This window comes from Hymenobacter sp. 15J16-1T3B, from assembly GCF_020711235.1.
Classification (GTDB): domain Bacteria; phylum Bacteroidota; class Bacteroidia; order Cytophagales; family Hymenobacteraceae; genus Solirubrum.
Window position 1 is genome coordinate 248,233 of sequence record NZ_JAJFAV010000003.1, and the last position, 13,377, is coordinate 261,609.

General features: G+C 65.5%; 9 protein-coding genes. 3 read left to right on the forward strand and 6 right to left on the reverse strand.

The window, feature by feature from the left end; all coding sequences use genetic code 11:
- Both LJ737_RS06980 and LJ737_RS06985 read right to left on the reverse strand, forming a co-directional pair.
- Positions 1-930 carry a flavin reductase family protein gene (locus tag LJ737_RS06980; protein ID WP_227764059.1) on the reverse strand — a complete coding sequence of 310 codons (930 nt, stop codon included), beginning with the start codon at positions 928-930 and terminating at the stop codon, positions 1-3.
- A gap of 81 nt (positions 931-1,011) precedes the next feature.
- On the reverse strand, positions 1,012-2,361 hold the full coding sequence (locus tag LJ737_RS06985; protein WP_227764061.1) for a tol-pal system protein YbgF: 1,350 nt from the start codon (positions 2,359-2,361) through the stop codon (positions 1,012-1,014).
- A gap of 474 nt (positions 2,362-2,835) precedes the next feature.
- Between LJ737_RS06985 and LJ737_RS06990 the strand changes: the two genes are divergently transcribed.
- Positions 2,836-3,756, forward strand: a complete 921-nt coding sequence (locus tag LJ737_RS06990) for a M28 family peptidase (protein WP_227764063.1) — start codon at positions 2,836-2,838, stop codon at positions 3,754-3,756.
- 8 nt (positions 3,757-3,764) lie between these two features.
- Here the strand turns inward: LJ737_RS06990 and LJ737_RS06995 are convergent, their stop codons facing one another.
- Positions 3,765-4,271, reverse strand: a complete 507-nt coding sequence (locus LJ737_RS06995; protein WP_227764065.1) for a hypothetical protein — start codon at positions 4,269-4,271, stop codon at positions 3,765-3,767.
- A gap of 352 nt (positions 4,272-4,623) precedes the next feature.
- Between LJ737_RS06995 and LJ737_RS07000 the strand changes: the two genes are divergently transcribed.
- Together LJ737_RS07000 and acs are read left to right on the forward strand one after the other, a co-directional pair.
- Entirely contained in the window at positions 4,624-6,117 is a 1,494-nt protein-coding gene (locus LJ737_RS07000) for an MFS transporter (RefSeq protein ID WP_227764067.1), read from the forward strand.
- Between the two features lie 526 nt (positions 6,118-6,643).
- Positions 6,644-8,563 (forward strand): acetate--CoA ligase, encoded by a 1,920-nt coding sequence (acs, locus tag LJ737_RS07005; protein WP_227764070.1) that lies wholly within the window; start codon positions 6,644-6,646, stop codon positions 8,561-8,563.
- 295 nt (positions 8,564-8,858) lie between these two features.
- Here the strand turns inward: acs and LJ737_RS07010 are convergent, their stop codons facing one another.
- The 3 genes from LJ737_RS07010 to LJ737_RS07020 all read right to left on the reverse strand — a co-directional run bounded on the left by LJ737_RS07010 (position 8,859) and on the right by LJ737_RS07020 (position 13,325).
- Positions 8,859-11,441 (reverse strand): T9SS type A sorting domain-containing protein, encoded by a 2,583-nt coding sequence (locus LJ737_RS07010; protein ID WP_227764072.1) that lies wholly within the window; start codon positions 11,439-11,441, stop codon positions 8,859-8,861.
- Positions 11,442-11,608: 167 nt separating this feature from the next.
- Positions 11,609-12,163: a hypothetical protein gene (locus LJ737_RS07015; RefSeq protein WP_227764073.1), complete on the reverse strand. Its 555-nt coding sequence runs from the start codon at positions 12,161-12,163 to the stop codon at positions 11,609-11,611.
- 7 nt (positions 12,164-12,170) lie between these two features.
- Positions 12,171-13,325, reverse strand: a complete 1,155-nt coding sequence (locus LJ737_RS07020) for a zinc-dependent alcohol dehydrogenase (RefSeq protein ID WP_227764076.1) — start codon at positions 13,323-13,325, stop codon at positions 12,171-12,173.
- Positions 13,326-13,377: the final 52 nt, after the last annotated feature.

Genomic DNA, 13,377 nt, shown 5'->3' on the forward strand with positions numbered 1-13,377 from the left:
TTACGTCAGCAGCAGCGTCTTCCAGGCGTCGAGCAGGCGGCCTTCCTCCAGGAGTTTCTGCCCCAGCAGCTGCAGCTGCCGGTGCTGTTCGGCGGCGTCGTGCTGGTATTTATGGAGCGTATAGGCCACCAGCGGGTCGGCGCGGTAGGCTTGCACGTCTTCGGCCGAGGGCAGGGCCGCCCGCTCGATGTTGGCCAAGCGGCCGAGGTTGTTGCCGGTCAGCACCTCGGAGAGGCGGATGTGGGCCGGTAACTCGTCGATGCCGATGCCCTGGTTGCGGTTGGGCTTGGGCACTTCAAACAAGCTTTCGGGAATGACGCGGCTGTACCAGTCGCCGCCGAGGCGGGCCACCGCGTCGAACTTGTGCGGGTCGACGCCGCCGTTGCCGGGCAGCAGAATGTCTTCGCGAAAATGGCTCTGCACCACCCGGCAAATGACCAAGTTACCGCCGCCGTTGGAGTCGCCGATGGCAATGACCTGCTCGACCACGCACTCGAACGACACCGGGCACTCGGCCACCCGCGGCGGGCGCACCATGTCCGACGGCAGCTCCGTCAGCCCGGCTTTGCCGAATTCGTTGACCTCGCGCGCGTACTCCGTGGAGGCCAGTGACATCTGCTCCACCAGCGGGTAGTCGCAGATGTTGATGACGCACTCGGGCACCTCGTCGCGCACGTTGTAGAGCGTGTGCTTCTGGGTGTTGTCGCGCACGCGGTTGGCCGGCGAGAAGATGAGCGTGGCGGGGTTGGAGCTGAACACGTTGAAAAACGAGAACGGGCTCAGGTTCACGTGGCCTTCCCGGTCGATGGTGCTGACGAAGGCAATGGGCCGCGGGGCCACGGCGCCGAGCATAAACTGGTGCCACTCGGGGCCTTTGAGCGTGCCGGGCGTGATGGTGCGAAACGAAGCGGGGGGAACGGGCAGGGGCATGGCAGCGGGTTGGTTCGGCGGCCGAAGTTCGGAGGTTGGCCGCAATTAGCCCACTCCGCGTCTGCCGGCGCGGCCCGCAGGCTAGCGGGCCAGGCTCAGCGTGCTGCTGCCGGCGGCCACGCGCTTGCCCGCTTTGCGCTGCCCGCGGTGCTGTTTGAGAAAGGCCTCCGCCTCTTCGGCCATGTCCGATGCCGGCTCGGCCTGGGCCCGCACCAAGCTGAAATAGCGCGCCGCCACCGGCCAGTTCTGCTCTTGCTCGGCCAGCTTGGCCAGGTTCCAGGTGGCGTGCAGGTAGTAGCCGCCCTGCGTGTCGCCGGTGCTTTCGGCGAAGACCACGCAGCGCTGGTACAGCTCCTTGGCCCGGGCCGCGTCCTTGTACTTGTACTGCGTCAGGTAGCCCAGAAAGTAGCTGGCGTAGCGGCCGCTGATGGCTTCGTAGCCGGGCAACCCGCGGTTGAGCTTGTCGAGAATGTCGCGGCTGACCTGCTCACACTCGCGGATGTAGCCCTGGTTAAAGCACAGCTGCGCGTAGAAACGCTGGAAGTAGGCGTTGTCGGGGTACTTCGTGGCCAGGGCGCGGGCCAGGGGCAGGGCCTCGTGGGCGCGGTGCTGCTCGAAGCAGGTAATCTGCAGCAGAAAGTACTGCGCTTCCTGGGCCGTGTAAAAGCCGTTGGCGGCCACGCTGCGCAGCTGCTGCAGGCCCAGCTGCTGGTTGCCCTTGGGGAAAAACAGCAGCACCGGCTTGAGCAGCGGATAGTGTTCGGCTATCCAGGGCGCGTAGTAGTTCAGCAGGCCCTGCCCGAACTGAAACTCGGGGCTGAGGCTGTTGGCTTCCTGGTTTTTGGCCAGGTACTCCAGGGCCCGCTTGCTGCTGAGCGTGGCGCGGGTCCAGTTGCGGCGCTCCGCGTTCAGGCGGGCGTCGAAGCTGTAGGCGGCAGCGAGGAAAAAGCTGGCCTCGTAGTTCTGCTCGTTTTGCTCGTAAAGGCGCTCGGCCTTGGTAATGGCCGTGTCCATGTAGGCCAGGAAAGGCCGGTCGTAGCTGCTGCTGCGCAGCTGCGAGGGCAGCATTTTCCACCACTGCTCCAGGCCCAGCAGAAAGTAGGGCAGGGGGTGCTCGGGGTAGCGCCGGCGCAGGGAGCGAAACTGCTTTTCGGCCCGCTCGTGCTTGAAGTTGTAGAGGTTGTCGACGGCGCCCTCCAGCTCCAGGCGGATGTCCGGGTTCAGCAGCAGCCAGCCGCTGACGGCCGTCGGCGCCACGTCGATGTTGGCCAGTTCTACGGGCTGGGCGGGCACTAGTGTGCTGTCGTGCTGGGCCGCCGCGGGCCGCGGGCTTAGCGCCGCCAGCCCCAGCAACACCAGCCAGACGGCGCAAGGCCACCCCTTACCAGCCAGCCAACCACGAAAAGCAACGCACGGGTAGAGTGTACTCATACAGTAACGGGTAAAGCGGGCCGGGTGGGGTAGAAGGTAGGTCGATGCGGTGCAGTTGGTATTTTACCTAGCTGGGTCTGATTGGGGTAGGGCGGAAGAGAAGCCGATAAAGGCCACTTTCGCAGGCAGCACCGTGCAGACACAGTCTTGGTTTTGCAAAGCTAATTACTTGTTTTTGATGTTGTACGGCCTGGCTTCCCCGGAAAGCCAATAAATCAGAAGTTTAAATGATTCCTATAAGTTTATAGGGTAAAAGTCCAGCAAAAGGCACTTGATTCCGCAAATGGGAAATTGCCTTATTTTGGGACAAGGAAAATAGGTTGGGCCAACGCCCGTGGGTAAATGCTCGCATTGTTGGATACTAGGCCGGCGTTCCGGGCGTTCCGCAACGAGCCGCAACCCGCCCCGCTAGCCGGCTGCCGCAGTGCTTACGGAGTTACAGCAACCGGCGGATTTACCTCTTCTACCAAACTGATGAATTGTCGTGTACTGCTGCTGGCGCTACCCCTGCTGGGGGGCCGCCTTGTAGCCCCGGCGGCCCCGGCCGATACGCTTCGCCTGCGCCGGCACCTGACGTATTTGGTGTCTACGCCGCAACCGCGCAATTACCAGCACGTGGCCGTGCTCGATTCGGTGGCGGCCTACCTCGGCCGCGAGATGCGCCGCAGCGGGGCCCGCGTAGCGGAGCAGCCCTACGACGTGGACGGGCGCACCTACCGCAACGTCGTGGCCTCGTTCGGGCCCGAGGCCGGGCCGCGCCTCGTGGTAGGGGCGCACTACGACGTGTGCGGCGACCAGCCCGGCGCCGACGACAACGGCTCGGGCGTGGCCGCGTTGCTGGAGCTGGGCCGCTTGCTGGGGCAACAGCCGGCACTGGCGCAGCGCATCGACCTGGTGGCCTACACTTTGGAAGAGCCGCCGTACTTCCGCACCCGACGCATGGGCAGCTACGTGCACGCCCAATCCCTGCACGCGGCCCGGGTGCCCGTGCGCGGCATGGTAGCGCTGGAAATGCTCGGCTACTACGACGACCGGCCGGGCTCCCAGCACTACCCCTTCGGCCCGCTGCAGCTGCTCTACGGCGGGCGTGGCAACTACGTCACGGCCGTGCGCAAGCTGGGTGGCGGGCGGTTTGCCCGGCAGTTCAGCCGCCACTATGACCGCGCCGCCGGCCTGCCCGTGAAACGCTTCATTGGCCCGGCCTGGTTGCCCGGCGTCGACTTTTCCGACCACCTCAACTACTGGCAATTCGGCTACTCGGCCCTGCTGCTGACCGACACGGCCTTTTACCGCAACCGCAACTACCACCGCGCCGCCGACTCCCTGGAAAAGCTGGACCTCGGCCGCTTGGCCCTGGCTACGGATGCCGTGCTGGCCGCTTTGCTGCGGATGTAACGCGCGGGTCAGGCCGGGGCCGTCCCTACCCACACGAGGCCGCGGTGCAGCCAGTAGAGCGTGTCGCCGTCGGGGCGGGCTTCGGTGAAGTAGCGGCGGCCCTGTAGGTGGCGCGCCAGTGCCGCGGGGTGCTCCCAGTCGGAGGCGTCGAAGCTCGGGTAGTAGTTGTCGTAGGCTTGCCAGCGCAGCTGCCCGGCGCCCGACGTGCGGCGAAGCAGTTCGGGCAGGGGCGGCTGCGGCTCTAGCGGCTCCCCGAAGAACTGCTCGTAGCGCGTCTGCTGCTGCCGAATTGCCACGAGTACTGCGGATTCGCGGAATTCCAGCTCGAACACCCAGACGGCCAGGTAATACGATTCGGGGCATTTCACCAACTCGGCCTGCCAGCGGCTGTATGTTGCCAACAAACCCTGCACCACTTCCACCTGGAACGGCAGCGGTGGGTTGCTGGCGTGCGACATGCCCCGCCACGGAGCCAGGCCTACCCGGGCGTAGTCGTGGTGGTAGCTGGACAACATTGATAGGGTTAAGGGCTGCGGCTGGCTGGCGTCCCGTTGAAACCGGCGGAAGTGACGCCGCAGCCCTCGTACTTTCTTTGGGCGCATAAGCGACAAACATAAGGCAGACCGGAACACATGGCGGTTTCAGCGGCTCGGTTTCGCTTATCTGATGAACAGGCTGCGGGTAGGAAAGCCCCGTTGGCTGACGAGCCGCTTGTAAGCGCCCGGATGCCCACGCAACATCGGCTGCGGGCCTGGCGCAACCGTTTCTGATAGGTTTTGGTAGGCCGAATAGGAGAGTACAGGCGGGTTTGGGGCGGGGCGCGTGTACATTGGTGGGCACGTCCTTTCCACCAAGCACCCGCACTCCATGCATTCCCAGCTCCCGCACCGCGCCCCGGCCACCGAGGCCCGGGCTTCCGGCGCCGCGCCGGCCGCCGCCCACGACAACAACACGGTGCCCGTCGGCAAAATCTGGCAGGTCATCACCGCCTCCTCGGTGGGCACCGTCATCGAGTGGTACGACTTCTACATCTTCGGCTCCCTGGCCGCCATCATCGGGCCGGTGTTGTTCGGCTCGCAGGGCAAACCCGAAGACACCCTGCTCGGGGCCCTGGCCGTGTTCGGGGCGGGCTTTATCGTGCGGCCGTTCGGGGCGGTGTTCTTCGGCCGCATCGGCGACATGATCGGGCGCAAGTACACCTTCCTGCTCACCCTGCTCATCATGGGCGGCGCCACCGTCGTCACGGGCCTGATTCCGAGCTACGACTCCATCGGGGTGGCCGCGCCGCTCATCGTGCTGGTGCTGCGCCTGCTGCAGGGCCTGGCGCTGGGCGGGGAGTACGGCGGCGCGGCTACCTACGTGGCCGAATACTCGCCCGATAAAAAGCGCGGCTACTTCACCAGCTACATCCAGATTACGGCCACCGCCGGCCTGGTGCTCAGCATTCTGGTCATCGTGCTGACCAAGAAAGCCATGCCCGACGCGGCCTTTAAGGAGTGGGGCTGGCGCATTCCCTTTCTGCTCTCGGCCCTGCTGATTGTGGCCTCCTACTACATCCGCCGCCGCCTGCACGAGTCGCCCTTGTTTGCCAAAGCCAAGGCCGAAGGGCGCACCAGCCAGCACCCGCTGCGCGAGTCGTTTGCCAATCCCGTCAACCGCCGCCTCGTGCTCATTGCCCTGTTCGGCGCCACCATGGGGCAGGGCGTGGTGTTCTACACCTCGCAGTTCTACGCCTACTCCTTTATGCAGAACACGCTCAAGCTCGACCTCGTCGACGCGAGCATCGTGCTCGTGGCGGCCATGGTGCTGGCCACGCCCTTGTTCGTGTACTTCGGCTCCCTGTCCGACCGCATCGGGCGCAAGCGCATCATCATGACCGGCATGCTCTGCGCGGCCCTCTTTACCGTGCCGCTGTTCTACGGCCTGCAGGCCTACGCCGGCCCGCTGACGGAAACCACGCCCGCCACGGTGGACGCGGCCGGCAAAACGGTGGCCGCCGTGCAAAAGGCCCTTACGCCCAACCTGCCGATGATGACCGCGCTGACTTTCTGCCTGGTCTTGTTCGTGACGATGGTCTACGGCCCGATTGCGGCGTACCTGGTGGAGCTGTTCCCGACCAAAGTGCGCTACACCTCGCTGTCGGTGCCCTACCACATCGGCAACGGGGTGTTCGGCGGCTTCGTGCCGCTGGTGGCCACCTGGATTGCGGTGTGGGCCAAGGCCCAGCCCGAAGGCTCGTTTTTCCAGCAGCACGCCTCGTTGTCGGGGCTGATTTACCCGGTGGTTATTGCCCTGGTCTGCTGGGTTATCGGCTCGGCGCTGATGAAGGACGTGCGCGGCGTGAAGCTGATTGAGGAATAAGCCCGATGAGACGCATTCTTGCGTCTTCTCATCGTCCACGCCGTGTAGGTGTTGACCGGACCATACCGGGTCGTTCCACGACGAGAGGCCCGGGGCGTCTCTTCATCATTCTGGTAGCCATTTACACAGACGCTTGGGCTTAGTCAACTCATCGTATGAGCCCGCTCCACCTTCTTAAGAAGCGCGCGAGACGCTCTTAGAAGCACGCGAAACCGTCTTAGAAACTGTTGAACGGACGTAGAAGCGAGCGAAACCGTCTTAGAAGCTGTCGGACGTTCTTAGAAGCCTGCGGGTCCGTCTTAGAAGCGCGCGAAACGGACGTAGAAGCATGCGAAACGCTCTTAGAAGCGTGCGCAACCTTCTTAGAAGCCGTTTGACGGACGTAGAAGTGCGCTGAACCGACGTAGAAGTGGGCGGGGCCGCCACGAGCCATTCTGCGACTTCCGCCCCACATTCTGCGACGATTCTTCACCCACGGCCCAGCCGGTTTTTGTAAACTGCCGCCCCCAATACCAATCAACGCCTCATGCCTGCCACTCATCCGCGCATCCGCTCCATCGAAGACTACCACACCGCTTACCGCCGCAGCGTGGACGAGCCCGACGCGTTTTGGGCCGAAGTCGCCGAGCCCTTCACCTGGCGCCGCAAGTGGGATACGGTGCGCGGCGGCGAGTTTTCGCCCGCCGGCCGCAGCACTTGGTTCGACGGCGCCCGCCTCAACATCACCGAGAACTGCCTGGACCGGCACCTGGCCCTGCGCGGCAACAAGCTGGCCATTATCTGGGAGCCCAACGACCCCAAGCAGCGCCACCTGCGCCTGACCTACCGCGAGCTGCACCAGGAAGTGTGCCGCTTTGCCAACGTGCTCCACAACCTCGGCGTGGAGAAAGGGGACCGGGTGTGCCTCTACCTGCCCATGATTCCGCAGCTGGCCATTGCCGTGTTGGCCTGCGCCCGCATCGGCGCCATTCACTCGGTCATCTTCGCCGGCTTCAGCAGCACCGCCATTGCCGACCGCGTCAACGACGCCGAGGCCGCCTTCGTCATCACCGCCGACGGGCTCAACCGCGGCCCCAAGCAGATTCCGGTGAAGCGCGTGGTGGACGAGGCGCTGGTGCACTGCCCCTCGGTGCGCAAGGTGCTGGTGGTGGAGCACCTGGGCTGGCCGGTGCACATGCACGAAGGCCGCGACGTGTGGTACCACGAGGAAGCCGAGGGCGTGGCCAAAACCTGCCCGGCCGAGGAAATGGCCGCCGAAGACCCGCTGTTCATTCTCTACACCTCCGGCTCGACGGGCAAGCCCAAGGGCGTGGTGCACAGCACCGCCGGCTACATGGTCTGGGCCGACTACACCTTCCGCAACGTGTTTCAGGTGGAGGAAAACGACGTGTACTGGTGCACCGCCGACATCGGCTGGGTGACGGGCCACTCGTACCTGCTCTACGGCCCGCTGCTGGCCGGTAGCACCTCGCTCATGTTCGAGGGCGTGCCCACCTACCCCGACGCCGGCCGCTTCTGGGAGGTCATCGACAAGCACTCGGTGAGCATTTTCTACACCGCCCCCACGGCCATCCGCTCTTTGATGGCCGCCCCGCTCGACAACGTGCTCAGCTACTCGCTCGACTCGCTGCGGGTGCTCGGCTCGGTGGGCGAGCCCATCAACGAGGAAGCCTGGTACTGGTACTACCAGCACGTGGGCAAGGAGCGCTGCCCGGTGGTGGATACCTGGTGGCAGACGGAAACGGCAGGCATCATGATTTCGGCGCTGGCGGGCATCACCCCCAGCAAGCCCGCCCACGCCGGCCTGCCGCTGCCGGGCGTGCAGCCGGTGCTGCTCACCCAGGAAGGCCAGGAAATCGAGGGCAACGACCAAGAGGGCTACCTGGCCATCAAGGCCTCGTGGCCGGGCGTCATCCGCACCACCTGGGGCGACCATGAGCGCGCCGAGCAAACCTATTTCCGGCCCTACCCGGGCTACTACTTCACCGGCGACGGCGCCCGCCGCGACGAGCAGGGACTCTACCGCATCATCGGCCGCGTCGACGACGTCATCAACGTGTCGGGCCACCGCTTCGGCACCGCCGAAATCGAAAACGCCATCAACCAGAACGCGCACGTGGTGGAGTCGGCGGTGGTGGGCTTTCCGCACGACGTGAAGGGGCAGGGCATCTACGCCTACGTCATCCTGCAAAACGGCGTGCCTGCCAAGGACACCGAGCGGCAGCACATCGAAGCCAGCGTGATTGAAACCGTGGTGGCCGAAATCGGCAAAATTGCCCGCCCCGACAAGATTCAGATTGTGTCGGGCCTGCCCAAGACGCGCTCCGGCAAAATCATGCGCCGCATCCTGCGCAAAGTGGCCGAGGGCGAAACCAGCAACCTCGGCGACACCACGACCCTGCTCGACCCGGGCGTGGTCGACGAAATCATCAGCGGCCGAAAATAGAAGCCGGCTCACCCCGCCGTCCTTGCGAGCGAACCGAAGGTTGACGTAGTCAAGCGCGGCACCCGCAGGAAGGCGTAGTCAATCCTTCCCCTCGCGGCACAAACGGCACGACTGGCAGGAGCAAAAAAACAGCAGCGCCCGAGACTGATGCTACAGTTTCGGGCGCTGCTGTTTTCGGTCAAGAAGAATTGCGTCGGCGTTGCTTCTAGCGGAAGGATTGGCTACGCCTTCCGGCGGGTGCTTCGGCTCCGTCTCGCAATGACGGCCAGTGCCGCCGCCACGGCGTAGCGGACGGTTAGTGCGTCACCACCAGGCGTTGCTGGTAGAGGCCCGCGGCGCCGACCACCTGCACCAGGTAGAGGCCGGCGGGCACGGTGCTCAGCTCTAGCGTCCCTTCCACTTGGCGAGCCGCCAGGTGGCGCTGCTGCAGCGTGCGGCCCTGCAAGTCGAGCAGGCGCAGCTGCTGGGCACCCGCGGGGAGTTGCACCCGCGCCGCTTGGCGGGCCGGGTTGGGGTAGAGCGTCAAGGGCAGGAGGGCGGTGCTGGTCTTGGTGGCCGTGGTAGTGGCGGTGAGGCGGGCCAGACCAATGCGCGTTTGCCCGGCCACGTAGCGGAACGAGCCGTAGAGCACGGGCTTGCCATCGGCCTGCAGCGCGACGCCGGTCAGCACGTCGTCGCCGGTGAAGATGCTGCCGGGTACGGCTACGGGCGTGAAGCTGGTATCGAGCGAGCCGTCGGCGTTCAGGCGCACCAGTTGGCTGCTGGCGTTGGCCAAGATGTTATTGCCGGTGCTAGCCAGGATCTTGCCGTCGGCTTGCACGCAGCGCGGGGTGTAGTACTCCGTCAGCCCGGAGAACGTGGCATCCACGGCCCCGGTGGGGGTCAGGCGCGTCACGCCGTAGGGCGTGTACTGCCCGTTGAAGCTGGTAAAACTCGAGTTCCAGACGAGTAGCTTGCCGTCGGGCTGGGGCAGCAGGCTGAAGAACGGATACGGCCCCGCGGCGTTGCCCGGGCCCGTGCCGATGGAGAAGGCATTGTCGACGGAGCCGTCGGCGTTGAGCTGGGTCAGGAACAGCTGACTCGAACCCGAATAGGCGCCCCATTGGTAGAGTACTTTGCCGCTGGGCAGCACAAATACCGCCGTCACGCGGCGCAGGTCGCCCAGCGTGGCCGGCAGAGCAGTGCTGGCCGGCGGGTTAAACGAGGTGTCGAGCGTGCCGTCGCCGTTGAGGCGTACCAGCCCGTTGCGCGTGACCCCGTCGTAGGAGCTGAACACGCCGTAGACCAGCAGCTTGCCGTCGGCCTGGGCGGTGGTCCCGGTCAGCAGCACTGGCCCCGAGCTGGCGGTGCCGAAACGGCTGGCCAGCGTGCGCATGGTAAAGCTGTTGTCGAGGGCGCCGGAAGGCAGCAGCCGGCGCACCGTGGCACTGGGGGTGTTGTCGAGCACGTAGGCCCTGCCGGCGTACTGGGCACTGGTCGGGGGCACGGCCAGCACCGAACCGCCCACGGCCGCCGCGTAGGTGGCGTCTAGCGAACCGTCGGCATTCACGCGGCGCGGCAGCGTGGTGGCTCCGGTCAGGGCCGTACCATTAAAGGTGCCGATGTTGCCTTGCACCAGCAGCTGCCCCGTGCTCAGCGGCACGGCCAGCTGCACGGTGCCGCGGGCTTCCACCAAGGGGGCGAAGCCCAGATCGAGCGAGCCGCTGCTGCTGAGCCGGGCCAGGGCCTGCTGGCCGGTGGCATTGTACTGGTTGAATGAGCCGCCGATGAGTACCTGCCCGGTGCTGGTTTCGGCCAGCGTCTGCACCCCGGCGTTGGCGCCGGTACCAGGGGCAAAGGCCGCGTCGAGCACGCCATCGGCCGAGATGCGGGCCACGCGGCCACGCACCACGCCGTTGTACTGCGTAAACGAGCCGCCAAGCAGCACCGAGCCGGAGCTCTGGGCCACCATGCTCGTCACGCTGCCGTTGGGGCCGGTGCCGGGCGTAAAGCTGTTGTCGAAGGCGCCGGAGGGCAGCAGCCGGGCCAGGTAGCTGATGGTGCCGGAGCTGCCCGCGAAAAAGCTGCCGCCCACCAGGATGTTGCCGTTGGGCTGGCGCAGCAGCACCCGCGCCGTGCCGCTAACCAACACGCCGACGGTGCTGAAGCTGGTATCGAGCGAGCCGTCGGCGTTCAGGCGCACTACGTTGCCGCTCGGCTGGCCGTTGAAGCTGGAGAAGGTGCCGCCGGCCAGGATTTTGCCGTCGGGCTGCAGCACCGCCGCGTATACGAAACTGCCATCGGAGCCGGTACCGGGGTTGAAGCTGGGGTCGCGGGTGCCGTCGGCGTTCAGGCGCACCAGCCCCGGGGCGTTTTGGCCGATCAGGCTAATGGAAGTGCCGCTGACCAGGATTTTACCGTCGGCTTGCAGCGCGAGGCTCATCGGCTGCCGCGGCACGTCGGCGCTGGAGCTCGAAAAGGTCGCGTCGAGCGAGCCGTTGGCGTTCAGGCGCACCAGGTTGGTGGTAGCCGTGCCGTTGAAGGTGGTGAAGCCGCCCGTCAGCAGGATTTTGCCGTCGGGCTGCAGCAGCGCGGCCGCAACGAAGCCGTTGGCGCCGGTGCCCGCGTTGAAGCCGGTGTCCACGGTGCCGTCGGCGTTGAAGCGTTGCAGCTTGCCCGTCAGCGTGCCGTTGACGAAGTCGAAGCCACCGGCGGCCAACACTTTGCCGTCGGCCTGCACGGCCAGCGTGCTCACGCCCATTTGCAGCGACGAGGTCGGCAGCGTTTTGAGCACGGATGGCAGGAAGGTGGGGTCCAGGCTTTGGGCCCGCAGGTCCGCGCCGGGGTGAAGCAGCACGCTGGCGCACAGCGCGGCGGCTAGGGTAAAGGTGTTTCGCATACTATAATGAAGAAGATAAAAGCGGCTCCGCGTAGCAGTTGAGCCCGCGCCCAGCAGGTAAAAGTACCATGCTTTATGTCAATTTCGCCGGCGGCCACCGGGCCATTCACGCACAAAGCCCGGCTGGCGAAACCAACCGGGCTTTGTGGCGGGGGAGCGGGGCGGGCCTACTGCTCGTAGTAGGCCCCGCGGTAGTGCTTTTGCTGGCGCTTGGCTTTCTTCTTGTCGCCATCCGACGACAGCCACAGCACCAAGCCGCCGGCCACGGCCGTGAAGGCGGCCAGGCGCAGCACCAGCCCGGTGCGGTCGTGCTTCCAGGAGGCGTTATAGCCCTTTTCTTTCCAGATGTTGGGGAAGGTGCCGTGGGCAATATCTTCAAGCACGCCTTCCACCACGTTCACGCGGTCGGCCAGGATGAGGGGCAGCCAGTGGTTGTACTCGTTTTCGCTCCAGCGGAAGGCCCAGCGGCGGATCATTCCGCTCAGGCCCATGGGGGGCGAGGCCGTGCCGAACACGGCCGTCAGGTTGGGCCGCTCGTTGGAGTGCAAAATTTCCACGTCGGCGGGCTGCTGGGTGGGCCGCTCCCAAGTGTAGCCCTGCTGCTCCACGTCGGTGCGGTTGGGCTTCATGGGGTAGGTCGGGTCGTTGTCCGGGTCGGCATCGATGCCCCAGCCGGGCACCGATTTCGGGTCGATGAGGTACTTGTCCATGGGGTTGGGCATAAGGAGGTTAGCGGGACGTGGGCATGGTCAGCACCGGCTTGATGCAGTTGTCGAGCTTGTCGGAGAAGAGGCGGTAGCCGTCGGCAATGTCTTCCAGCGGGATGCGGTGCGTAATCAGCTCCTTGGGCCGGATAACGCCGTTTTGCACGTGCTCGATCAGGCGCGGCAGCAGGCGCTTCACCGAGGCTTGGTTGGCCCGGATGGTCAGGCCCTTGTTGAGCACGTTGCCGATGGGCACCAGGTTGTCGGTGGGGCCGTACACGCCCACGATGCTCACGATGCCGCCCTTCTTCACCGAGTTGATGGCCCAGTGCACGGCCGTGGCCGAGCCGGCCTGCACCAGCAGTTTGCGCCCGGTGATGGTTTGCATCACGTCGCCGGCGGCCTCGGCTCCCACGGCGTCAATCACGCAGTCGGCGCCGAGCCAGTCGGTCTGCTTCTTGAGGAAGAGCACCGGGTCCTGCATGTCGGTCTTGAAGTTGTAAACCTCGGCCGGGGCGTAGTTTTTCACGAACTCCAGGCGGTAGTCGATGTGGTCGAGCACGATGACGCGGCCGGCACCGAACAGCCAGGCGCAGCGGGCGGCCATGATGCCCACCGGGCCCGCCCCGAACACCACTACCGTGTCGCCGGGCTGGATACCGGCCATTTCGGCGGCCTGGTAGCCGGTGGGCACCACGTCGGTGAGCAGCACCGCGTCGTCGGGGTCCATGCCCTCGGGTATCACCGTCGGGCCGAAGTTGGCGTAGGGCACGCGCACGTACTCGGCCTGCCCGCCGTGGAAGCCGCCGGCGGTGTGCGAGTAGCCGTAGATGCCACCCACGGCCGTAGCCATCGGGTTCGACTCGTGGCAGTTGCCGAACAGGCCCTGCTGGCAGAAGCTGCAGCGCCCGCAGGCAATGTTGAAGGGCACCAGCACCATGTCGCCTACCTTGAGCTTGGTGACTTCCGAGCCCACTTCCACTACTTCACCGATAAACTCGTGGCCGAAGGTGGTACCCACGCGGGTGTCCGGGACGTTGCCGTTGTAGAGGTGCAGGTCGGAGCCGCAGATGCAGGAACGCGTCACCCGCACAATAGCATCCTCGGGATGCTTGATTTCGGGCATGGGCTTTTGGGTGACGCGGACGCGCTTCGGGCCGCGATAATCCATAGCGAGCATAGAATGGGTGTTTTGGGTGAGGGTAGGAAGGAACGGCTGTCGGCCGGGCGCG

Excerpts from the sequence above, each read along its gene's own strand:
- LJ737_RS07000 (WP_227764067.1), top strand. The coding sequence starts at position 4,624 with ATGCATTCCCAGCTCCCGCACCGCGCCCCGGCCACCGAGGCCCGGGCT.
- LJ737_RS06990 (WP_227764063.1), top strand. The coding sequence starts at position 2,836 with ATGAATTGTCGTGTACTGCTGCTGGCGCTACCCCTGCTGGGGGGCCGC.
- LJ737_RS06985 (WP_227764061.1), bottom strand. The coding sequence starts at position 2,361 with ATGAGTACACTCTACCCGTGCGTTGCTTTTCGTGGTTGGCTGGCTGGT.
- LJ737_RS06995 (WP_227764065.1), bottom strand. The coding sequence starts at position 4,271 with ATGTTGTCCAGCTACCACCACGACTACGCCCGGGTAGGCCTGGCTCCG.
- LJ737_RS07010 (WP_227764072.1), bottom strand. The coding sequence starts at position 11,441 with ATGCGAAACACCTTTACCCTAGCCGCCGCGCTGTGCGCCAGCGTGCTG.
- LJ737_RS07015 (WP_227764073.1), bottom strand. The coding sequence starts at position 12,163 with ATGCCCAACCCCATGGACAAGTACCTCATCGACCCGAAATCGGTGCCC.
- acs (WP_227764070.1), top strand. The coding sequence starts at position 6,644 with ATGCCTGCCACTCATCCGCGCATCCGCTCCATCGAAGACTACCACACC.
- LJ737_RS07020 (WP_227764076.1), bottom strand. The coding sequence starts at position 13,325 with ATGCTCGCTATGGATTATCGCGGCCCGAAGCGCGTCCGCGTCACCCAA.
- LJ737_RS06980 (WP_227764059.1), bottom strand. The coding sequence starts at position 930 with ATGCCCCTGCCCGTTCCCCCCGCTTCGTTTCGCACCATCACGCCCGGC.